The organism is Salinarchaeum laminariae (assembly GCF_023204835.1).
Classification (GTDB): Archaea; Halobacteriota; Halobacteria; order Halobacteriales; family Salinarchaeaceae; genus Salinarchaeum; species Salinarchaeum laminariae.
The window spans coordinates 1,897,004-1,917,903 of record NZ_CP096270.1 but is presented as its reverse complement, the minus strand read 5'-3'; the positions used below and the strand labels follow the sequence as shown (position 1 = coordinate 1,917,903).

At 64.9% G+C, this 20,900-nt stretch carries 19 protein-coding genes and 1 tRNA gene; 10 read left to right on the top strand and 10 right to left on the bottom strand.

Annotated elements, in window-relative coordinates:
• Positions 1-117: 117 nt before the first annotated feature.
• Positions 118-936 (bottom strand): DUF4013 domain-containing protein, encoded by an 819-nt coding sequence (locus tag MXF70_RS08970; protein ID WP_248515281.1) that lies wholly within the window; start codon positions 934-936, stop codon positions 118-120.
• Positions 937-1,065: 129 nt separating this feature from the next.
• Between MXF70_RS08970 and MXF70_RS08965 the strand changes: the two genes are divergently transcribed.
• Positions 1,066-1,449, top strand: coding sequence for a DUF7522 family protein (locus tag MXF70_RS08965; RefSeq protein ID WP_248515280.1), 384 nt, complete (start codon positions 1,066-1,068; stop codon positions 1,447-1,449).
• A gap of 102 nt (positions 1,450-1,551) precedes the next feature.
• Entirely contained in the window at positions 1,552-2,085 is a 534-nt protein-coding gene (locus tag MXF70_RS08960; RefSeq protein ID WP_248515279.1) for a DUF5813 family protein, read from the top strand.
• A 318-nt stretch (positions 2,086-2,403) separates the two neighbouring features.
• Here MXF70_RS08960 and MXF70_RS08955 read toward each other — a convergent pair whose 3' ends face one another.
• Positions 2,404-2,634: an Lrp/AsnC family transcriptional regulator gene (locus MXF70_RS08955; protein WP_248515278.1), complete on the bottom strand. Its 231-nt coding sequence runs from the start codon at positions 2,632-2,634 to the stop codon at positions 2,404-2,406.
• Complete coding sequence (locus MXF70_RS08950; RefSeq protein ID WP_248515277.1) at positions 2,634-3,320, bottom strand: potassium channel family protein; 687 nt, start codon at positions 3,318-3,320, stop codon at positions 2,634-2,636. The genes MXF70_RS08955 and MXF70_RS08950 overlap by 1 nt, the downstream gene beginning before the upstream one ends.
• A 119-nt stretch (positions 3,321-3,439) precedes the next feature.
• On the opposite strand from MXF70_RS08950, the gene MXF70_RS08945 reads away from it, so the two are divergent.
• From MXF70_RS08945 to MXF70_RS08935, 3 genes are all read left to right on the top strand, one after another.
• On the top strand, positions 3,440-3,670 hold the full coding sequence (locus tag MXF70_RS08945) for an Lrp/AsnC ligand binding domain-containing protein (RefSeq protein WP_248515276.1): 231 nt from the start codon (positions 3,440-3,442) through the stop codon (positions 3,668-3,670).
• Between the two features lie 150 nt (positions 3,671-3,820).
• Complete coding sequence (locus MXF70_RS08940; protein ID WP_248515275.1) at positions 3,821-4,135, top strand: DUF7991 family protein; 315 nt, start codon at positions 3,821-3,823, stop codon at positions 4,133-4,135.
• Positions 4,136-4,259: 124 nt separating this feature from the next.
• The gene (locus MXF70_RS08935) at positions 4,260-5,129 is read left to right on the top strand and encodes a ZIP family metal transporter (RefSeq protein ID WP_248515274.1); all 870 of its coding nucleotides are present in this window, start codon (positions 4,260-4,262) and stop codon (positions 5,127-5,129) included.
• Between the two features lie 99 nt (positions 5,130-5,228).
• Here the strand turns inward: MXF70_RS08935 and MXF70_RS08930 are convergent, their stop codons facing one another.
• The 4 genes from MXF70_RS08930 to MXF70_RS08915 form a co-directional block, all read right to left on the bottom strand.
• Positions 5,229-6,338 (bottom strand): NAD(P)-dependent glycerol-1-phosphate dehydrogenase, encoded by a 1,110-nt coding sequence (locus MXF70_RS08930; protein ID WP_248515273.1) that lies wholly within the window; start codon positions 6,336-6,338, stop codon positions 5,229-5,231.
• A 104-nt stretch (positions 6,339-6,442) separates the two neighbouring features.
• Positions 6,443-7,420 (bottom strand): NAD-dependent epimerase/dehydratase family protein, encoded by a 978-nt coding sequence (locus MXF70_RS08925; RefSeq protein WP_248515272.1) that lies wholly within the window; start codon positions 7,418-7,420, stop codon positions 6,443-6,445.
• 67 nt (positions 7,421-7,487) lie between these two features.
• Positions 7,488-10,727 carry an FAD-binding and (Fe-S)-binding domain-containing protein gene (locus MXF70_RS08920; protein ID WP_248515271.1) on the bottom strand — a complete coding sequence of 1,080 codons (3,240 nt, stop codon included), beginning with the start codon at positions 10,725-10,727 and terminating at the stop codon, positions 7,488-7,490.
• Positions 10,728-10,803: 76 nt separating this feature from the next.
• On the bottom strand, positions 10,804-10,989 hold the full coding sequence (locus tag MXF70_RS08915; protein ID WP_248515270.1) for a hypothetical protein: 186 nt from the start codon (positions 10,987-10,989) through the stop codon (positions 10,804-10,806).
• A gap of 153 nt (positions 10,990-11,142) precedes the next feature.
• Between MXF70_RS08915 and MXF70_RS08910 the strand changes: the two genes are divergently transcribed.
• A complete protein-coding gene (locus MXF70_RS08910) occupies positions 11,143-11,460 on the top strand; it encodes a PRC-barrel domain-containing protein (protein WP_248515269.1) in 318 nt (105 codons plus the stop codon).
• Between the two features lie 483 nt (positions 11,461-11,943).
• Here MXF70_RS08910 and MXF70_RS08905 read toward each other — a convergent pair whose 3' ends face one another.
• Positions 11,944-13,395, bottom strand: coding sequence for a DHH family phosphoesterase (locus MXF70_RS08905; RefSeq protein ID WP_248515268.1), 1,452 nt, complete (start codon positions 13,393-13,395; stop codon positions 11,944-11,946).
• 226 nt (positions 13,396-13,621) lie between these two features.
• Here MXF70_RS08905 and MXF70_RS08900 point away from each other — a divergent pair, with 226 nt between their 5' ends.
• Complete coding sequence (locus MXF70_RS08900; RefSeq protein WP_248515267.1) at positions 13,622-14,896, top strand: MFS transporter; 1,275 nt, start codon at positions 13,622-13,624, stop codon at positions 14,894-14,896.
• A gap of 63 nt (positions 14,897-14,959) precedes the next feature.
• Positions 14,960-15,033 (top strand) — tRNA-Lys (locus MXF70_RS08895).
• Positions 15,034-15,406: 373 nt separating this feature from the next.
• Here the strand turns inward: MXF70_RS08895 and MXF70_RS15510 are convergent.
• Complete coding sequence (locus MXF70_RS15510) at positions 15,407-16,114, bottom strand: zinc-ribbon domain-containing protein (RefSeq protein WP_510631678.1); 708 nt, start codon at positions 16,112-16,114, stop codon at positions 15,407-15,409.
• Between the two features lie 78 nt (positions 16,115-16,192).
• A complete protein-coding gene (locus MXF70_RS08885) occupies positions 16,193-18,898 on the bottom strand; it encodes a bacterio-opsin activator domain-containing protein (protein WP_248515265.1) in 2,706 nt (901 codons plus the stop codon).
• A gap of 231 nt (positions 18,899-19,129) precedes the next feature.
• On the opposite strand from MXF70_RS08885, the gene MXF70_RS08880 reads away from it, so the two are divergent.
• On the top strand, positions 19,130-19,441 hold the full coding sequence (locus tag MXF70_RS08880; protein ID WP_248515264.1) for a DUF7344 domain-containing protein: 312 nt from the start codon (positions 19,130-19,132) through the stop codon (positions 19,439-19,441).
• Between the two features lie 317 nt (positions 19,442-19,758).
• A complete protein-coding gene (locus MXF70_RS08875; RefSeq protein ID WP_248518378.1) occupies positions 19,759-20,820 on the top strand; it encodes a CNNM domain-containing protein in 1,062 nt (353 codons plus the stop codon).
• The last annotated feature ends 80 nt before the right edge of the window (positions 20,821-20,900 follow it).

The window sequence follows — 20,900 nt, the reverse complement described above, 5'->3', positions numbered from 1 at the left end:
AAGCGTGCCGGTATTGCTACGCGAGACGGCGCGAAACGCCTGAAAACGGGCGCTGCATTCCCGACGGCAAATCGTGAACGATCGATCGAGTAATCCAGAAACCGCCGACGATCGCACCTACCACCGGCTCTCGATCTGGCCTGGGTTCTGGATCTCGTCCACAACGCCGTCCTCGGCAGCATCGTGGTAGATCCGACCCCAGAGGGCTGCCTGGACGAACGTGCTGTACACCAGGAAGACGGGGATCAGGAACAGCCACGGGATGATCCCGATGATCGTGATGATCAACAGGAGTGACACGAGGAAGAAGGCCATCTGGAGCACGAAGCTGATCCCGAGCTGGTAGGCGAGACCGATCCAGAACTTGGCCGTGGCGACGAACCGAACGAAGCGGAGGTTGCCGAAGACGCCACGGACGCTCCCAGTGCCGTAGAACACGGGCGGAATCGCTGCGACGAACAGCAGCGATGGGAAGTAGACGAGCATCGCGAGCGCGGTCTGATCGGCGACTAGGAGCCCGAGGAACGCAGCCATCGCGGGTACGAGTAACACGGCGATGGCGACGAACAGCCGAAGGCCGTCGACGAGCAGCCCCCACCAGTCACCGATCTCGGGCGGCGCCATCTCTTCGATGGCCGCCGCTCGGCCGACGCGGTACTGATAGCCGGTGAGCATGAACATCGGGACAACGAGGATCGAGAGGACGAACAGGAGAGCGCCGAGGACCAGCGACTTAAACCCGTTCGCGAGCGGATATTTGAAGCTGAACTCGAAGACGTCGAGCGTGAAGGGGTTCGCCGGAACGTTCACGCGCGAAGGCCCTTGCGATTCGCCGGCCCCCTCGTCGAACTCGACGTCGTCGAGCGCGGTGCCACAAGCGGTGCAGAACCGGTCGTCGGGATCGACGTCTGACCCACATTCCGGGCACGTAGCCATGAGCGGGATTATTCCCGGATCGCACATAAACGTCAGTGGGGCGTTGCACGCCGTGCGACTGTACGCGGGAGGCGGGGAGGGACTGCCGCCGGCACCCCACTTATCACAGTGGATGGCGTTGGCCGACGCATGGGAGCACTCCTGGCCGACGAAACCGCCGAACGGATCCGAAGCGTCAGTCGGACGGCCCTCGGCGAGAGCTGCCGATCGGTGACCTACTTCACCAAGGACGACTTCGAGCAGCTCTACCTCCGGAGCGACCTCGAGAAGGACGCCGACCTCACGGGGTTCATCGGGCACGAGTGGCGCGGATTCCGGCTGACCCAGGCAGCGTACGAGGGGACCGAACTCGGCACGTACGAGTTCACGATCCGCGCGTTCGAAAACGGCTATCTCATCCGCGTGACCGGCGACCGCGACGGCGTCTTCGTCACGACCGATCCTCGACCCCTCCACGACTTCGAAACGGTCGCGGACGCGATTCGCGAGGTCTTCCGCGAAGAACTGGACTGATCCTCCGCAGAGAGACGGACCACCTCCGCGAAGAGCCAAACCACGCCGGCCCCCTCCTGCGGACCGCAACCCCCAACAGTGAGCGACGCCACTTGTGAGACCATGAGCGACGAGCCGAACGAGCCCGCACGACGTGCGTTCGAGAAGCACGGCGCACTCGAACGCTCGGAGAACGGGTATACCGTGACGACGACGGCGTTCGATGCCACCGTCAGCGCCGAGCCAATCGAACAGGAAGGTCGCGACGCCCGGTTCGAGGTCGAAGTCGGGATGCCGAGCCTCGACGCTACCGTCGCGGGCGACGGCGTCGCGGACGTCGTGGAGGACGGCTGGTTCGAGACCCTCGCACTTCGGCTCGAGGACGCCTACGAGGTCGCAGAGGTCGATTCCGACACCGAGCCCGAAATCGTGCGTTCTGACGGTCGCGTCACGGCCCAGTTCGCCTTCCTCGCCTGGAACGCCGACACCGGCGTCGATGACGCGAAGGCAATCGTCGACTTCGTCGAAGGCACGTACGTCCAGGGCGTGATCCCTGGCTACGAGTACGAAGATCCCGTCGCTGGCCTGCTCGGTCGGGCGACCCAGCAAGCGGGCAGCGAGGACGGCGGTGCTGAGCGAGGCGGCACGCCGCTGTAGTTGGCGGATTGCACCGTCGAGTGGCGGTATTCAGCGATCAAAGCCCAGCATCCGCGAGCGACTGAAAGGAGCGAGCGGTTCACCGAAGGACGCGTGCGTCCTTCGAGCTGCTCGAAAATCGGAGATTTTCGGCATGACGAGGCGGCTCTGCCGCCTCGAACCACCTCTTTCGCTCGCGGTGCTCGCTCACGAGGACACCGTCCCGAACGAGCGCAGCGAGTGAGGGACGGCCTTTTTTGGTCCAGATTTTTTGGCGGAGGGTTCCCGCAGGTCGATCTCCGATCGACCGAGGAAACCCTCCGCGAAAAAAGGTGGGAGTCAATCCATTGCGATGTACGTCCGCGTGTCCTCGACGCCGTCGATGGCCTGAATCGAGGTCGCGGAGACGTCCTTCACCTTGCCCGGCGTATCGACCTCGACCTTGGCGATCAGGTCGACGTCGCCAGCGACGATGTGGGTGTCGACGACGCCTTCGATCCCGGAGATTTCCTCACGAAGGCGGTCGGCTGCGCCGGTGTTTGCCTTGACCATAACGTAGGCAGTCACCATCAGTTGACACCTCCTGCTGCAGCGCGGCCAGCCTCACCGACGACGAGCTGTCGCACGTCGTCGAGGACGCCGAAGTCGGCGAGCACGACCAGCCGGTCGCCGTTCTCGAGCGATTCGTCCGGTGAGGGGATCTCGAGTGCCCCGTCGGACTTGCCGAACGCGAGAACGGTGGCGTCGGCCGGCAACTGGAGCTCGCTGATGGAGTAGCCACGGATCGGTGCCGTCTCGCTGATCGTGAGTTCGACGACCTGCAGGTGCTGTGCGATATCCGCGATCGCGCGAATGTCGCCGCCGAGCAGTGCGTTCTTCGCACCGATCGCACCGAGGCGCTCGGGGTAGACGATCTCGTCGACCTCCGCAGCGTACTTCCGGTAGATCTCTTCGCGGTAGTCCTCGTCGATGCGCAGGACCGTGCGCGCGCCACGATGCTTCCCGATCATACAGGCTGCGAAGTTAACGTTGAGATCGCCGGTGAGCGCACCGAGCGCGTCGGCGCCGTCGATGCCGGCCTCCTCGAGGATCTCCTCCCGGGAGCCGTCGCCCTCGACGACTTCGTAGCCCTGGCCGCGCGCCCGCTCTGACTTTGCAGCGTCGCGCTCGACGATCACCACGTCGTGTCCCTCTTCACTCAGAACGCGTGCCGTGCGGAGTCCCACACGACCGGCGCCAATGATAACGAACCGCATGTCGGGAGCTACACCCCGCCACTTGAAGAAGGTTTGCAAACTGGCGACCCTCGGAAGTGGAATCACCGGCACACGACGGGGGAAGTATTTTGTTATATGCGAACGTACCACACAGACCGATGGTTCACGCGTTCGTCATGGTCAAGACGGCAGCGGGCTCCTCGGAAGGGCTGGTCGACACGCTCCGCTCCGGCGGCGCAGTCACCGAGGCTCACATCGTCGCCGGCGAGTACGACATCATCGCGGAGCTCGACGTGACCGAAGTGTACGACGTTCTCGATACGGTCGCGAACCAGATCCGATCCCTGGACGGCATCGGCGATACGCGCACGTACATCTCCATGCAGTAAGATCGCAGCTATGCAGTAAGATCGCAGCCAACGAGTGGGACGCCCCATGTAGAGGACCTCAGCTTTGCAGTAGGATCGTCCGACGTGTGAGATCGGAGAAGAGGGCCGAGGTTTCGACACCCCGAAGTACCGAGCTCTCGTACTGCGAGTATGTCGCTGCTGACGGGACTCGGCGTCGCGCTCATCGTCGCGATCCACACGGTCGTCGCCGTCGTGTTGACGCGCTTCTTCCGGTTACAGCTCGATACCGACTGGGGAGCGGCGATCTACGTGCTCGTCCTGATTCCACTCGCGCTGCTCGTTTCGGCGGCGCTGTTGAGCGGACTGCTCGGGCTCGGTGGGAACGTCGGCGGTCGCGACGTCGTCTTGCAGCTGATCATCGTCCTGCCGCTCTCCCTCGGCATCACCATCGACGTGTTCTGGATGCCCGCCCCGGAGGAGATCGAACTGTCCGACGCCGCGTGAGATCGGGACCGACACGCCGACGGGAGCAGCGACAGTGATCCACGGCCCCCGCTAGATTTTAGGATAACCTAAATTATTTTCGCCAATTGCGAACTCCTTTTGCATCCGATCCCCAAGGGACCGCATGGGCCTCCTGGGAGAGCTCGCGCTCGTCTTCGTCGCTGGGCTGCTGACGGCACTCGCGACGGGTATCGGCGCGCTTCCCTTCTTCTTCGTCGACGAGTTCAGCGACAGATGGAACGTCGGACTGTGGGGCGTCGCATCGGGGATCATGCTGACGGTGTCGGTGTTCGGGCTCGTCGACGAGGGGCTCGCCTACGCGGAAAGTGGGTTCCCCAGTCTACTGGTGGCCGGGCTGCTCGCGGGCGTCGTCCTGGTCGTCGTCTCCGACCGGATACTGGACGGTGTCGACCTCTCCAGCGACGACGAGCAGACTGCCCAAGCCGACGCGGAGGATCACCACGGAGCGGTCGCGCCCGAGGCGAAAGCTTTCGCGGAGGGCGATCTCAAGAAGCTCGTGCTCATCCTGGGCATCCTGACGGTCCACAGCTTCCCGGAGGGCGTCGCGGTCGGCGTCTCCTTCGCTGAGCTGGGACTCGACGGCGGGCTCCGGATCCTGGGCTTCTCGATTCCGCTGCTGGCCGTGTTCATGACGATCGCCATCTCGATTCACAACATCCCGGAGGGGACCGCGATCGCCATTCCGATGCGGGCGATGGGTCTCTCGAACTGGCGGATGGTCGGCGCAGCGGTCTTCTCCAGCCTCCCCCAGCCCATCGGCGCCGTGATCGCGTACGCGTTCGTCTCCTGGGCGCAGTCGTTCCTGCCCTTCGGCTACGGGTTCGCGGCCGGTGCGATGGTCTTCCTTGTGCTGACGGAGTTCATTCCTGAGGCACTGGAGACGGGCGCCGACCTGCCGGATCGGGGACGCAAGGCGCTGGTGATCGGTCTCGCCGCCGGCTCGATCGCGATGCTCCCGGTCGTCACGATCTAGCTGTCGTGGGGAAGACGGTCACCGAATACGATCCCCGCTCGTTTCGACACTCCGCGACTCGCCGATCGATAGTACGAGAACAGTTTGCCCCAGCGCCGCTCAGATCACGCCCGTATACTCCGCCGCCTCCCGCGCCGCCGTTTCCTCGAGCCCGTCACCCAAGATGGTGTACCGGTCCCGGATTTCGTGGGCCGTGGTGAGCGCCTCGATCACCTGCTCTTCAGAGACGCCGAGGTCCGCAGCCGTCGTTGGTGCGTCGATCGAATCGAGCGCGTTCCGAATGTCGAGCCACATGCCTCGCTCGCCGCCGGCGCGACTGCGTCGCCCCGAGGTTCGGCTCGCGTGGCTCGACGAACCGCCGTGCAGATAGGCGGTCACGATCGAACCGACGCCTGCCTGGTGGCCGTGGAGTGCGGCACCCGGTGCGATCCGATCGAGCTGGTGGCTGAAGAGATGTTCCGCTCCACTGGCAGGGCGAGACGAGCCCGCGATCGACATCGCGACGCCGGAAGAGACGAGCGCCTTCACGACGATCCAGGCGGACTCCTCGAGCCCGGGGCGGACGGAGTCGGCGTTGTCGACGAGGATTTCCGCGGTCATCTCCGAGAGGGCTGCGCCGTACTCCGAGTAGGGCACGTTCTTGAGCCGGCGCGCGAGTCGCCAGTCGAGGACGGCGGTGTAGTTGCTGATGATGTCCGCACAGCCGGCGGTGGTCAGCTCCCACGGCGCGTCCGCGAGAATCTCGGTGTCAGCCACCACCGCGAGAGGCGGATCCGCCGCGATCGAGTGGCGCGTTCCCTGGTCGGGGACCGACGCCCGCCCGGAGACGATCCCGTCGTGGCTCGCGGCCGTCGGCACGGAGACGAAGCCGCGGTCGACTTCCTCGGCTGCCATCTTCGCGATGTCGATGGGTTTCCCTCCCCCGACGCCGATCAGGAACCCGGGATCGACCTCGCGAGTCCGCTCGATGACGCGTTCGATCGCGTCGAAGTTCGCGGCGTCGACCTCGACGATCACTGGGTCCTCGCCGTCGGCTGCGAAGTCCTCGGCGATCCGCTCGGCAGCCAGCTCCCGCGGCGTCGGACTCGTGACGATCAACGGCCGACCGTGGAGGTGGAGGTTCGCGACGGCCTCGACGGTGTCGTCGACGACCCCGTGGCCGACGACGACGTTCCGGGGCAGCCGAATCCACGTAGACTTGTCGAACATGGGGGATCGTTTCGATGGGATCGTTTAGTAAGTGCGGGTCGGTCACCGCCACAGTCCGTGCAGGTCGCCACCGAGGCCCAGTTCAGTGGCCAGCGGACGCTCGTTCAGGAATCCAGTGACCGAAGCACGCCTTCGGTGTCGGCGGGGTCGGGCCCGGGATCGCGCTCCGTGTCGTACGCCGTCGTGACGGTGTCGGCGATCGCGTCGGTAGGATCGACGGGCGCCCAGCCGAGATCGTAGAGTTTCGCCGTCGAGAGCAGGTGAGGATTCGGATTGTAAAGGGGAAAGTCGCCAGCTTCGAGGCCGCCATCGGCGAGGTCGCGTTCTACCGCAGTCACGATCTCGACGTCGGCGTCGAGACCGGTCGCGATCTGTTCGACGACCTCGCCGAGTGTGAGCACGCGATGATCGCCGACGTTGTACGCTTCGCCGGGCGTTCCCTCCTCCGCGACCGTTCGGATGGCCCTGACGACGTTCTCGACGGCGACGAGGTGGTGGATGTTGGTGCCGTCGCCGGGAACGAGTACGCGATCCTGGGATCGGACGCGTTCCGTCCAGTAGTTCAGGCGACCGGTGTAATCGTGAGGGCCGTACACGATCGTCGGACGAACGCTCATCGCACGGACGCCGTCCTCGGCTGCCTCGAACACGGCTCGGTCGCCCTCGGCCTTCCGGGCGCCGTAGCTCTCGTGGCTATCGTCGACCGCCTGCTCATCGCTGCACGGTTCGAGCGCGGTCTGCCCCTCGCGTTTGGGAATCTCGTTCGTGCCGTAGGCCGAGCCGCTGGAGACGAAGACGTAGGCGTCGACGTCGGCGAAGATCTCGGTCGCCATCCGGACCTCGCCGGGGTAGTACGCGACGCAGTCGACGACGATCGACGGATCGACTTCGTCGCGGGCCTGTTCCAGTGCCGCGTCGCTCGTTCGGTCGCCCGTGAACTGTGCGACGTCGTCGTTCTCGGCGAAGGGGTTGTCGTGGTTCCCGCGGTTGAATAGCGTAACCTCGTACCCCGCGTCGAGGAGTTCGGTGACGAGATGCCGGCCGATGAAGCGCGTGCCGCCGATGATGAGAGCGCGAGACATACGACGACCTTAGAGACAGGGGTTGAAAATACGGTCGGGGCTGCCGGAACCCCAACTCGCCTTGGCGTCAGCGGTCCGCGGCGAGAGGCTCGGCAAGCTTCTCGATGGGGTGGGTCGCGTCGGTGTCCCGGAGGTCGAGGAACTGCGAGCGGCAGGAGGTTCCCGACGCCACGACCTCGGGATCGGTCCCCGCCTCATCGGCGACAGCGTCGACCTGATCGAAGAGGATCCCGCCGATCGCTTCGCTCATCGAGAAGTGCTCGGCCTCGTAGCCGAAGGAGCCGGCCATACCACAGCAGCCCGAATCGAGCACCTCGACCTCGTAGCCGGCGCGCTCCAGCACCAACTGTGCGTGGTGCTCGCGACCGATCGCGGTCTGGTGGCAGTGGCCGTGATAGACGAGCGGGTCCTGGCGCTCGTCCACGCCGCCACCGAACGCCACGTCGAGATCGAACCGATCGAGATACTCCAGCACGCCGTACGTGTGCTCGGCGACCGTTGCCGCCCGATCGCTTCCGAGCAGCGTCGCGTAGTCCGACTGGAACATCGCCGCCTCGGAGGGTTCGACCGTGACGACGTCCCAGCCGTCCTCGACCGCCGGTTCGAGCGCACCGACGTTCTGCTCGGCCCGATCGCGTGCGCGATCGAGCAATCCCTTCGAGAAGGCCGGCCGGCCGCTGTCGGTGACGCCCTCGGGAACGGCGACGTGGACCCCGGCGGCTTCGAGCACCTGAACCGCGGCCCTGCCGATCTCCGGTTCGATATACTCCGTGTAGGTGTCGGGAAAGAGCAGCGCCCGACGATCGGCGCCGTCGGGATCCACGCCGGCGTCGCGGTCGTCCATCCAGTCTGAGAAGGAGGTTCGAGCGAACGTCGGGAGTTCGCGCTCGCTGGCGATTCCGACGGTCTTCTCCGCGAGCCAGCCGGATCCGGGCACGGCCGCAAGCCAGTTCGAGACCGGCGCGGTCGCGCTGCCGACCTTCGCCCAGCGCCGGATGTCCCCGAAGAGGCGGTCGCGGACCGAGGCGCCGTGCTCTTGGTGGTGCTGGTGAGTGAGTTCGGCTTTCAGCGTCGCCATGTCGACCTCGCTGGGGCAGTCCCGCGCACAGCCCTTGCAGCCGATGCAGAGGTCGAGAATCTCTTCGACGAACTCGTCGTCGGTGGCGCTGGGGAGGTCGCCGCTCATTGCCTGCCGGAGGGCGTTCGCACGGCCACGCGTCGAGAGTGATTCCTCCTCGGCGGCGCGGTAGGTCGGGCACATGACCCCGCCGGTTTCGGACTGGGTCCCCCGACAGCCGCCGCAGCCGTGACAGAGTTCGACCATCCCTTGCATGCCGTTTTCGTTCTCCCACTCCAGCGCGGGATCGAACTCGGCGTCGAAGGCGTACTCGGGATCGAACCGGAGGTTCTCGGCCATGTCGATCGCGCCGATCTCGTCGCCACAGACCTGCCCCGGATTCAGGAGCCAGTCGGGGTCGAACGCTGCCTTCAGATCTCGGGAGAGCGCCCAGACGTCCTCGCCGTAGAGTTTCCGGTTCCACTGACTTCGCGCGCGGCCGTCCCCGTGCTCGCCGGAGACCGAGCCGCCGAGTTCGACGACGAGATCGGTGACGTCGTCGGCGATCGAGACCATCTGCTCGACGCCCTCGAAGCTCTTCGTGTTGATCAGCGGGCGGACGTGCAGCACGCCTGGCCCCGCGTGTGCGTAGAAGGACGCGAACGTGTCGTGCTCTTCGAGAATATCCTCGAAGCGCTCGACGTACTCGGAGAGATGCTCCGGGGGAACTGCACAGTCCTCGATGAAGGAGATGTGCTTCTCGTCGGTCGTTCGCGAGAGCAAAATTGGGAGCCCGGATTTCCGGAGTTTCCAGAACCGCTCCCGTTCCGCACCGTCGTGGGCCTCCAGCCCGGCGAACGCACGGTGGTCGGCCTGGGTCCGGACCTCGCCTGGCGGCGCAATCTCCGTCGTTCGGACGTCCGCCGGAACGCGATCGGCGAGGAGATCGGCAACCTGCTCCCGGCCGTGGGCGTCGTCATCGGCGTAGAACTCCACGAGCAGGAGCGCGCCAGTCCCCTCCGGCACGACCGTGTTCACGAGCGCGCCGAACTCCTCGGTCTCGCGAGAGAGGTCGAGGAGCACCTCGTCGAGGACCTCCACGGCGGCGGGATCGTGTTCGAGAATCGGTTCGACGTCCTTCATCGCCGTGACGAGATCGTCGTAGGCCAGCAGCGCGACCGACTTCGTCTCGGGAAGCGGCTCCAGGGAGACGGTAGCCTCCGTGACGATCCCGAGCGTTCCTTCGCTGCCGGCGAGAAGTCGCGCGAGGTTGACCGTCTCGCCTCGCTCGGACGGGGAGCTGTCGAGATCGGACTCGGCGTCGTCCAGATCCGACCCGGCGTCGTCGAGACCACCCCTAGCCTCGGCAACCAGACGGTCGAGGTTGTACCCCGAGACGTTCCGCTTCATGTCGGGATAGGCGTCCTCGATCGTCCCGGCGTGGTCGTCGACGATCCGGCGCACTGCGTCGTAGATCTGCGGGAGGAGAGCCCCATCGACGGGATCCGGGTCGGCCTCCCCACGGATGGTGTCGAGGTCGACCTCGCCGAGCGTGGTGACCGTGCCATCAGCCAGTACCACCTCACACGATTCGACGTAGGCGTCGGTCTTCCCGTAGACGAGCGAGTGCGCGCCCGTGGAGTTGTTCCCGATCGCACCGCCGAGTGCGCTCTTGTCGCCCCACGCTGGATCGGGTGCAAAGGTGATGTCGTGGGGCTCGCAGGCTGCGTTGAGTTCGCCGAGCGTGACGCCGGGCTGGGCGCGTGCGATCCCTGCCGCGGAGGGGGCGACAGCGTCGGCGTCGGGATCAGCAGCGACATCGGGGGCGCCTGCGGGATCGGGGTCGTCGTTTGGGGCCGGATCGACCTCGATCACGTCGTCCATGTGCCGCGTGAAATCGAGGACGACCGCTTCGTTGACTGCCTGTCCGGCGAGACTGGTACCGCCTCCGCGCGGGAGCACGGGGACGCCGTCCTCGGCACAGTACTCCATGACCGCAGCGACGTCGGCCGTCGAGGTCGGAAAGACGACGCCGACGGGCGTCACCTCGTAGGCGCTGGCGTCCGTCGCGTAGAGCTGGCGACTGTACTCGTCGAACCGGACGTCCCCATCGATCCGGTCGCGGAGGGCAGCGACGAGATCCGGGCGGTGTTCGTCGCCGCCTTGATAGTCGTAGTCCGCGCGTGGATCCGTCGACGGATCGGGAGCGGACCGTGCGTTGGGGTCCCGAGAACCCCCTCCGGATTCCATACCTGAGCGTGGTCGTGCCGACGCCAAAGGGGCTTCGCTCGTTTCGGTCTGCAGGCGATCGACTCGGGCAGGATCGTTATCGCGTAGAGTAGAACGCTTCGGCGAGCGTTCGAGCGCACTCCCGCAGGAACAGGATCACGGAGACGAGGATACCGACAATTTCCAGAAGAGGCCCCCAATCGGCAGTTATTGTCGCCCCCACGACGACGGACTGGATCGCGAAGAGCATGTAGAGGACGTCTCGCTGCCGTGAGTCGTTCATCGTTTCGTCGTGTTCAGTCCGAATAAATGAATCTTCGGGGACCGACTGCGGACGCGTAAGGCCAACAATTGGAGGGGGGAACGATCCCAGTGTCAGGATCAGCCGCTCACCGTTCCGCCAAGAGTTAAGAGCCAGCCCCTCGACCCACGCCGTATGGAAGCGTCTCACGGCGGGCTCCAGTCCGACGGCGGTCTCGAGGAGCTCACCACGCTCGTCGGTCGCGAAGTGTACACGAACAACGGCGTCTACGTCGGCGAGGTCGAGGACGTTCGCCTCGACGTCGGCGCCCAGACCGTCACGGGGCTCGCACTCGGCGAGATCAACGCCGACCTGCTGGCCAAGCAGATCGAAGGCGGCCAGCGCGGCGCGATCGTTCCCTACCGCTGGGTCCGCTCGGTCGGTGACGTGGTCATCGTTAGCGACGTCGTCGAACGGCTCGGCGTCGACGCCGACGACGACGCGATGGCGTAGACGGGACTGAATCTATTCTCGAACGGTTTCAGACACACACGCCACAGCCACGGCAAACCACGTGGATTCCGGGAGATCAAAGATCACCCGACGTCGCTGGCGTGGCCCGCGACAGCCCCTCCCGCTCGCGTCCGCTCGCTCGCTGTCGTCCGAGAGAGCGGAGCTCTCTCGTGATCGGACGAGAGCACAGCTCTCGTCGACCTCGCGGGATCAAAGATCCCGCTCAGTCACGAAAGGCGCTTCGCGCCTTTCGAACGACGCGCTTCCCTCGCTCCCTTCGGTCGCTCGGTCCAGTGCTTGACTTCGCGAGCGAACGCGAGCGGTCGGCCCCTTCCATTTCCGGAAGAGCAAGCTCTTCCGACCTTCGCGGAATCGAAGATTCCGCTCAGTCCCACCCGGTGGTCAGAGTCAATAGTACAGGTACCCCTGTGGGACGTACAATCAGGCTGTACTCGGTAGCTGCACCGTCAGCCAAGATCGACGTTAACTCCCGTTGGTCGACTCGCTTCCCTCGACGCCCATCGCATCGAAGAGTTTGGTTTTGACCGCTTCCTCGGTGAGCTGGAGCAGCGTGGTACGGTTGTCTTCGTTGACCTCGATCCCGGTGAAGATGCCGAGTGGAATGTCGGCGCTGGCCTGCGTGGAGTGGCCGACGGCCTCGCCCATCTCGCCGAAGGCGTCCTGGAGCACGCGGCCGATATTGAGCCGGATGTCCTTCGAGCGAGCAGCGAGGTAGATGTTGTCGTCCGCGATGCCGAAGACGGCGGTGGTGGTGATCCCCTCGAGATTGAGGAGATGTTGGGCCGCCTGGGCGAGCGCCTCGCGATCGGTGAGGAACCCGGCGTTGGAGACGAGATGGGAGCCCTGGACCTCGCGGTTCGTGATCGCCTCCGCGAGCACGTCGAGCGTCTCCGGCGACATGGAGGGGGATTCGACCTGCTCGAGGGTGTCGTGGTTCGCGAAGGGGTAGAGGTAGGCCGCCGCGGTGAGGTCCGCGGGGCTGGTGTCTCGCTTGAAATCCAGGGTTTCGGCGCGGATGCCGTAGAGGAGCGCGGTGGCGACCTCCTCGGCGACGGTCATGTCGAACTCCTGGATGTACTTCGTCATGATCGTCGACGTCGAGGACATGTTCGGGCGCACGTCGACGAACTCGGCGTCGTGCTCGTCCTCCGGCTCGTAGTGGTCGACGAGAATGTCGACGTCGAACTCGAAGGTGTCGCCAGCGGCCTGCTCGTGATCGACGATCGCGAAGGTGTCGTAATCCGCCGGATCGACGTCGACCCAGTCGAGGAGGTCGATACCGAGCAGATTCACGAACGCCCGGTTCTCCTGATGGCCGACCTCGCCGACGTAGATGATGTCCGCCTCGACGCCGACGTGTTCCGCGATCGCCTGCAGCGCGGCCGCGCTCGCGATCGAGTCCGGATCGGGGTTGTTGTGCGTGACGATGGCCAGCCGAGACTCGCTCGTCCCGAGGACCTCCTCCAGCTTGCTGGCCTTGTGTTCGAGTTCGCCGGACTCCAGGGAGCGGAGGGCGAAGTCGGCGATTACGTCGGAGGGGTTGATGACGACGTCGGCGCCGAGTGCTTCGAGTTCGTCGCCGGCGACGGGGTCACTCGCTCGGACGACGACGAACGCGTCCCCGCTTTGCTCGCGAATGTTCCGGACTGCCTCCTTGTTGGACTCCACGTCGGAGGACATGATCAGGACGACGTCCATCGTCGCGACCTCCTCCGCGACCTCGGCCTCGCGGATGTCGGCCGTTCGTGCGTCGAGATCCTGATCGCGCAGCGCTTCGACGCGGCCCTCGTCCTGGTCGATGATGAGCAGGTCCTTGCCCTGCTCGACGAGTTCCTCGGCGACGAGGTGGCCGACGCTGCCACAGCCGAGGATGGCGTATGTCGACATCGACGTGACGGTGACCCCGGTGCTCATATGCGCCGTCGTACCGCACCCGTCCCCTTAACGCTCCCGACATTTCGTTTCCAGACGGATACGGCGCAGTCACGCGATCGTGGCCCATTCGTCAGTGGTGCCATTGGCGATTAGTGGTACTGCAGCGAGACGTTCCAGCGGCGCTCCTCGCGGGAATCTGGCCGCGGAGAACCGGCAAGCCACGTGAAACGAAACGATCTTACTCGGGCATCGATCCCGCCACACCGTGAACGAACGTCGGCTCCAGTTCTGGTCGCTCTACCTGACGCGGTTCGCCCAGGGGTTCGGCTTCATCGCGCTCACCACGCTGCTGGGGCCCTACATCACGGAACTCGATCCCACGGCGACGACGATTTTCGGCCTCACAATCGGTGCCGGAATCGTCATCGGCCTCTTCACCTCGGGATTCACGCTCGCGCAGACGGCGGCCGTGATCCCGATCGCTTGGGGCGGCGACCGCTACGACAAGCGGACCTTCCTCTTGCTCACGATCGGGATCGGTATCGTCGTCTACGCGCTCTTCCCGTTCGTCTCCTCGCCGTGGGGCTTCATCGGAATGCGAGCGCTCCAGGGGATTGCCGTCACCGGCGCGGGGCTGATGAGCCTCTCGCTGGTCGGTCAGATCGCCGACAGCGGATCGCGGGCGAACGCCATCGGCAAAGCCAACGCCGCCGGGCTCGCGGCGTCGATCTTCGGCTCGATCGCGGCGGGCCTCATCTACGACGCGCTGGGCTTCGGCCCAGTCTTCACCGTCATCGTCGTCCTGCTGGTCATCGCGTGGATCGGGGTCTACGCCTTTCTCGAGCCCGACGAGACGCGCATCGAGGGGTTCCCGTTCTCGGATCTCGCCGTCAACCGAAAGATCGCCACGATCGCGAGCTTCCGCGCGCAGTACGCCGTCGCCGTCACGCTCGTGCGAACGTGGGTCCCGATCTACGCCGGCGTCGCCGTCGTCGACGGCGGGCTCGCGGTCAGCGGTCTGGCGATCAGCTTCACGGTCGCCTCGGAGAAGTTCACCAACATGCTCTGCCAGCCCGTCACCGGGCGTCTCTCCGACCGGCGCGGCCGCGCCGCGTTCGTCTTCGCCGGCGGTGGCGCATACGGACTCATCGCGATCGCGATCCCATCGTCGACCTGGATCGGCACCGCCACAGGGACGGCCGTGGCCCTGCCGCTGATCGGCTCGGTGCCCGCCGCGTACTTCCCACTGGTCGGGTTCTCGGCCCTGCTCGGAATCGCGGACGCGTTCCGCGAGCCGGCGAGCATGGCGCTGTTCGCCGACGAGGGTGACGGCGAGGGCGTCGCGTCGAGTTTCGGCATCCGGGAGCTGATCTGGCGTCCGGGGAGCGTCGCGGGACCGCTGCTCGGCGGCTGGCTGATGACGTCCCTGGGGATGGCATGGGTGTTCTACGTCGGCGGGGCCTTCGCAGTGACTGGCGCGTTGACGTTCTTGGCGATCCTGATCTGGACCCACGGCGCGGGTGGGCTTCGCAAGTGGTGACGGGCGCCGGCGCGTAGGCGGTAACGAAACGCCTTTACTTGCCAGCGAGGAATTCGAGAGCGAGGGCCGGTAGCTCAGTTAGGGAGAGCGACGGACTCTTAATCCGTCGGTCGTGGGTTCAAATCCCTCCCGGCCCGTACAGCAAACCCCGAGCGACGCGAACGAGTGAGCGAGCGAGGCGGTGCAGCGAACCGGCCGGGAGGGATTTGAACGAGGCGAGTCGCAGCCCGGAACGGTCGAGCGAAGCGAGACCGCACGCCTGGAACGTCTCGACGTTGTTCAAATCCCTCCCGGCCCGCTCCTGCGACGTCGTCGAGAACGTACGTGAGCGATCAGAAGCGTCGCTGTAGGGATACAAATAATGGAGAGCGCAGTCTCGCGAGCATAGCGAGCGAGGAAGCGATCGACCGTGGTGCAACTCCCGCTCCCGATACGACGAACCGGCCAGCAGAGCGAGGCGGACACCGATAGCCTCGCCGCTACCGGGGATGCGGTGGACCTATCTGGAGGCTAAATCTCGTCGAGGAGTGACTGCTTTTTCTCTTCGAACTCCTCGTCAGTGAGGATCCCCTGTTCGTGGAGTTCAGTGATGTTCTTCAGTTGTTCCGTCGGATCGGTACCTCCACCGGACGAGGAACTCTGGTCCTGGTTCCGAAGCCGCTCTATCTCGGAGCGCAGTTCGACGAACTGGGCGAGACTGTCTTTCGCGAACAGCACGGAGTTCTCGTCGGAGGCTGCATCGAGCGTCCCGTCGTCACTTTCGGAGTACCCCGATTGTCCGAACTGAATGTATCCCTTCGTCAGCGTGCTCGGTTTCTTCAGCTGCACGCTCGTGATGTTTTCCAGACGAATTTCCTTGTCGCCGCTCCCGAGGTGGTTGATCTTGTGGAGCCCGATATCGTCCCGGGAGATCCGTATCTTGGTCTCGAAGAGGATCACCTGCCCGTTCGATCCTTCAGCAACCAACAGCGCATCGTCAGGAGCATGGGAGCTCGCCGATCTCCCGCCGTTGGAACTAGAGGACGTGGGGTTGGGACCGCCTCCATTCTGAGAGAGTTCGGTCCCGCAGGACTCACAGAACTGATCGTCGGCGCGTACCGTGGCGTCGCAGGATGGACAGGTCGAATCCTGGTCCTGTGACGGGATTTCGGACCCACACTGTTCACAGAAGCTGAAATCGTCGCCGACAGCCGCCCCGCAGCTCGGACACCGAGTCATACGATACGGTCCCCGAAGATACACTTAAGGGCACGGGCCAGTCGACTGGTCGATCGATCATCTGGCGAGGTACCCCGCTCATACCGGCGCTGGGAACAGCTCGTCGAAGACTTTCCGTTCGGCTTTCCGGAGGTGTTGGTGGAAGGTCGAAGGTGCGACGCCGAGCGAGTCGGCCACGTCCTCCGCGGACGCGTTTCGGGGCCACTCGAAGAAGCCAGCGTGGTAGGCAGCCTCGAGTGCTGTGCGCTGTCGGTCAGTGAGCGCCGTGGCGAACTGTCGTTGGAGCGGCTGGGATCGCTCACGACTCCGCGTTATCTGCCGGCGGCGGACCATCTCGGCGGTCGGATACGTGTCCTCGACAGCGTCGATGACGCGGCGAACCTCGACGGATGGGGGAAGGTGGATCAAGAGATGCATCTCGCCGCTCTCGACGGTCACGGAGTCTACAGAGCCACCGAGTGAGGCGAGGACGGAGAGCACCGGCGGATCTGTCATTCGAAGCTCGAACGTGACCGGATCACCGTCCGAACGAACGGCGACCGACTCCCACTCGGGCAACGACGCCACGAGTGTCTCGACTGTCTCGAAAGCGTCGTCGCTCGCGCTGCCGTAGACGAGGAAGGAGTCGTCGCCAGCCGGCACGGCGTGGTCGAGCGTGATCCTGCCCTCCGTCTCCACCGCAACGTCGAGAGCCGCGAACACGTCCTCGATCTGGAACTCGAGTTCGACGAGGTCGTCGCTCATCAGCGCCTGCTTGCGTTCGGTTGCCGCGATCGCGTGGCCGACGACCTCGCCGAGCTGAGCGATGACGGTTCGTTCCTCGCCGGTGAACGCCGCTGGTCGCGCTGCGTAGACGTTCAACGCGCCGTAGAGGGTCCCTTCGTGAACGATCGGGATGGCCGCAGAGGAGCGATAGCCGTAGTCATCGATGAACTCTCGCCAGGGATCGTATCGTTCGTCGGTCTCGATGTCGTGCGTAACCTGGACCGACCCGGTTCGAAGCGCTCGCCCGGTAGCACCCCAGCTCTCATCGTCCGCCGGATCGACGGAGATTCGCATGTCGTCGAGGTAGCCCTCGACGCCCGCTTCGGTGCGCAGTTCCACAGTCTGCGTTGCGGGATCGACGTCGCCAGTCCACGCGAACAGATACGAGTCAGTGGCCGCAAGTCGTTCACAGACCGTCCGCTCGATCTCTTCGCGCGTGGACTCTTCGATCACCGCACTGGAGATCTCGCGGACGACTTCGTTGAGGCTGTTCAGCGCCGAGAGCTGCTCGCGCTGGCGAACCAGCCTGCGATCGTGGCTGTGGCGCTCGACCGCAGCCGCGAGCACGTTCGCGACGGCCTGCACGAACGTCGCGTCCTGTTCTGAGAACTCCCTGGTGTCGCGATCGTGCGTACCGAGGATCCCCCACGGATCGTCAGGAGCGCCGATGATCGTGGAAATACCGCTCCGAACGTCGTGATCTCTGAGGAGGTCGGGGCCACTGAACCGTGACTCGGTCGTCAGATCCTCGACGATCACGGGCGCTTCGGTCCCGAGCGTGTGGGCGGCCTGAGAGTCGTCTTCGACCGCGGAGACGGTCGCCTCGCCGACGAGACCGTCGGCCCAGCCGACGCCCTCCCGGAGTCGAAGTCGATTGGCGTCGGAGTGAAGCTCGAGCACCTTGCAGAAGTCGGTATCGAGGGTTTCCGCGACGGCCTCCACGACTTCTTCGAACAGGACGTCGAGGTCAGGCTCCTCGAGGGCGCGCTGTCCGAGGTCGCTCACGACCGCTTGCTGTCGAACGCGGTGCTGAAGCTCACGTTCACGCTCGACGCGATCACTGACGTCGCGAACGACGCCGACCTTCCGGAGCGTCGGGTCGTCGAACTCCGGCGCGGTGAAGCGGCTCTCCGCGCGAACCCGAGACCCGTCCGCGCGGTGAACGTCGGCTTCGAGCACGGCACTACCGCCAGCGTCCTCGATGGTCCGAGTGAGATCGGCAGACTCGTCCATGGTTTCGTCCGAAACGACGAGCGAGGCGTGCGCCCCGAGAAGCTCTTCCCGATCGTAGCCGGTCAGCTCGACGTAAGCGTCGTTGACCATGACGAATCGGTACTCGTCGTCGAGCACGTAGATGCCGTCGCCGACGGTGTCGACGATCGCCTCGTAGAGTCGGAGATCGCGCTCGCGTGCTCGCTGTTCCGTGACGTCCTGTGACATCCCCATGGCGGCGACGATCTCGCCGTCCTCGCGAACAGGGTGGACGTGACACCGGTAGCTCCGGTCGCCGATCTCAGGTTCGAACGAACTCGCCTCGCCGGCGAGAGCAGCCTCGTACTTCGGAACGAGCACGTCAGCGACCGGCTCCGGCAACACGACGTCGAGGCGCTCGCCCTCCAGATCCTCGCTCGACTTGGCCGTCGCCTCGATCGGCGATCCGCCGACGATCCGGTAGCGAAGCGACTCGTCCACGAGCGCGACCGCCCCGTTAGGGATATGTTCGACGAGCAAGCGAAACTCGCGCTCGGGATTCGAGAGAAACGCCGCCTGCGGATCGTCCTCGGCAGCCGGCGCGGATTCCGCGCCAGTCGGTGCTGGCTGCCACCAGACTCGCGCGTTCGCTCCGACTTTCTTCGTCTCGATCTCGCCCAGTTCGACCAGCCGATCCAGGCGTGCGTAGACGGTCCGTCGCTCGAGATCGAGATCTGCCGCGACCTCCGGCGTCGTCAGTGGCGCAGTGTGTTCCGCGAAGACGGCGGTCGTCTCTCGCAGTGCGGGAGACAGCGAGGGGGAATCCATCTATGAATGGAGAGGGCCACGGCACAATGAGAGTTCCGTCGATGGAACTATGGGTCGGTGGCGATCCGAGGACTGCTTGGCAACAGGAGTGCAGGAAACAGGCGAGGACCGTCGGATCGGCACAGATTTCTGCGTGCCAGCCCGCCGTGCACGAGCCTAATTAGTTCTAGCGTGATCTTAGGGTGCAACGGTGCGTCGAATCAGGTAGCGTCACACACCAGGTGACTCACCATGTCCCAGACGAAGACTACAATCACGACCGCGTATCCGAGTATCGCACAGTTGACCGAAAGCGAACGGCACGCGCTGTTGATGGACGAGCGTCGTCGTACCGTGTTGTCCGTGCTCGCTGGATACAGGACTGCGGTGGACCTGTCCACAGTAGCGACGGAGGTCGCTCACAGAGAAGACGGGTGTGACGCGAGCGACGCAACGTCGGTTGATCGCATCCGCGTGACCCTCCACCACATGCATCTGCCGAAGCTCGAATCGCACGGTATCGTCGAGTACGATGCAACCACGAACCGCATTCAGCCGGTCTGAAGGCTCTTCTGTCGGGACAGCTGGTAGCGTCCTGCGATCGACGTCGTACCGGGAACCACACCGGTTTGCACGTCACACGGTACCCTCCGGGTTTCTACTATCACAGCGTACGGGAGAGTCTTCGCAGCTGCTTCAGAGCCATCCCGGAGTACCGTCAATCCACTTCGGGCTGCTGTGGCTCGCTCGTAGCAACGGGGGATTCGCCTGTAGCGACGGTGACGTACTCGAGGAGAGTACTTTGCATCCAGGTGCCGTAGCGTGAGACCGAGTTGCCGTGATTTATCCGACTCCTGTTCGACGTGCCCGATACGATGGCCATCTCGACACTGGAGATCGCACTCAGACTGGTCGCAGGGCTGGCGCTGATCCTCGCTAACGCCTTCTTCGTCGCGATCGAGTTCGCACTGACCCGCGCCAGACAGTACCCCGAAGAGGAGTTCGACGAACCGGGACTGCGCCGCGCGTGGGAGATGACCCAGGATCTGGAGCTCTATCTCACCAGCTGTCAGGTGGGGATTACGGCGTCCAGTATCGCCGTCGGGATCGTCGCCGAGCCGGCCCTCGCCGCGCTCTTCCATCCGATTTTCCAGAACACGGCACTCGCCTCGGTGGGCGCGGGAGCGATCCTCGCCTTCCTGATCATCAACCTCGTCCACCTGACCCACGGCGAGCAGACGCCGACCTATCTCGGCGTCGAGCGCTCGAAGACGGTCTGTCGGTACGGCGCGACTCCGCTCTACTACTTCTACCGCTCGATCGCACCGATCATCACCATGGGCGACTGGATCGCGAAGAAGACGCTCGCGCTGTTCGGCGTCGAGATGTCCGGCGAGTGGCTCGAAACGGAGGTCGAGACGATCGAGTCTCGCGCCGAACTCCACGCGCGGATGGACGAGGTCCTCGAGGCAGGGGACCTTCCCGAGGAACGGCAGACGGAGATCCTCAACGCGATGACCGTTGGTGAACGCCCAATCGGCGAAATCGCGGTTCCGCCGGAGGACATTCTTGCGATTCAGACGAACGACGAGTACGAGACGAACCTCCAGCGGATCGCCGGGAGCCCGCACACCCGGTTCCCCGTCGTCGGCGACGGTCTTGAGGACTTCCGGGGAATCCTCTACGTGCCGGAGCTCCTCGACCACCGGGAGGCGCTCACGAACGACGAGGTCGACTTCGAGTCGCTGGCGCACGAGCCGCTGTGGCTCGACGCCGATGTGACCGTCAGCGATGCCATCGACGCCTTCCAGCGAGAGAGCCAGGAGCTGGCGTTCGTCCGCGATGACGGCGAACTCGTGGGGCTCCTCACGGTAACCGACGCACTGGAGACCGTGATGGGAGACGTCCGCGACCCGATGGACGAACGCGAAGGTGTCGAGTAATCGGAAACGGGCTCCCGGCGACACTGCCGACCGGTAGTTCCCACGACAACCCACTTGAGAGAAAAGTCCTTGTGGCTCCC

Bases quoted from the DNA above. Each gene is read 5' to 3' on its own strand.
- MXF70_RS08970 (WP_248515281.1), bottom strand. From the start codon at position 936: ATGGCTACGTGCCCGGAATGTGGGTCAGACGTCGATCCCGACGACCGG.
- MXF70_RS08965 (WP_248515280.1), top strand. From the start codon at position 1,066: ATGGGAGCACTCCTGGCCGACGAAACCGCCGAACGGATCCGAAGCGTC.
- MXF70_RS08960 (WP_248515279.1), top strand. From the start codon at position 1,552: ATGAGCGACGAGCCGAACGAGCCCGCACGACGTGCGTTCGAGAAGCAC.
- MXF70_RS08955 (WP_248515278.1), bottom strand. From the start codon at position 2,634: ATGGTGACTGCCTACGTTATGGTCAAGGCAAACACCGGCGCAGCCGAC.
- MXF70_RS08950 (WP_248515277.1), bottom strand. From the start codon at position 3,320: ATGCGGTTCGTTATCATTGGCGCCGGTCGTGTGGGACTCCGCACGGCA.
- MXF70_RS08945 (WP_248515276.1), top strand. From the start codon at position 3,440: ATGGTTCACGCGTTCGTCATGGTCAAGACGGCAGCGGGCTCCTCGGAA.
- MXF70_RS08940 (WP_248515275.1), top strand. From the start codon at position 3,821: ATGTCGCTGCTGACGGGACTCGGCGTCGCGCTCATCGTCGCGATCCAC.
- MXF70_RS08935 (WP_248515274.1), top strand. From the start codon at position 4,260: ATGGGCCTCCTGGGAGAGCTCGCGCTCGTCTTCGTCGCTGGGCTGCTG.
- MXF70_RS08930 (WP_248515273.1), bottom strand. From the start codon at position 6,338: ATGTTCGACAAGTCTACGTGGATTCGGCTGCCCCGGAACGTCGTCGTC.
- MXF70_RS08925 (WP_248515272.1), bottom strand. From the start codon at position 7,420: ATGTCTCGCGCTCTCATCATCGGCGGCACGCGCTTCATCGGCCGGCAT.
- MXF70_RS08920 (WP_248515271.1), bottom strand. From the start codon at position 10,727: ATGGAATCCGGAGGGGGTTCTCGGGACCCCAACGCACGGTCCGCTCCC.
- MXF70_RS08915 (WP_248515270.1), bottom strand. From the start codon at position 10,989: ATGAACGACTCACGGCAGCGAGACGTCCTCTACATGCTCTTCGCGATC.
- MXF70_RS08910 (WP_248515269.1), top strand. From the start codon at position 11,143: ATGGAAGCGTCTCACGGCGGGCTCCAGTCCGACGGCGGTCTCGAGGAG.
- MXF70_RS08905 (WP_248515268.1), bottom strand. From the start codon at position 13,395: ATGAGCACCGGGGTCACCGTCACGTCGATGTCGACATACGCCATCCTC.
- MXF70_RS15510 (WP_510631678.1), bottom strand. From the start codon at position 16,114: ATGACTCGGTGTCCGAGCTGCGGGGCGGCTGTCGGCGACGATTTCAGC.
- MXF70_RS08885 (WP_248515265.1), bottom strand. From the start codon at position 18,898: ATGGATTCCCCCTCGCTGTCTCCCGCACTGCGAGAGACGACCGCCGTC.
- MXF70_RS08880 (WP_248515264.1), top strand. From the start codon at position 19,130: ATGTCCCAGACGAAGACTACAATCACGACCGCGTATCCGAGTATCGCA.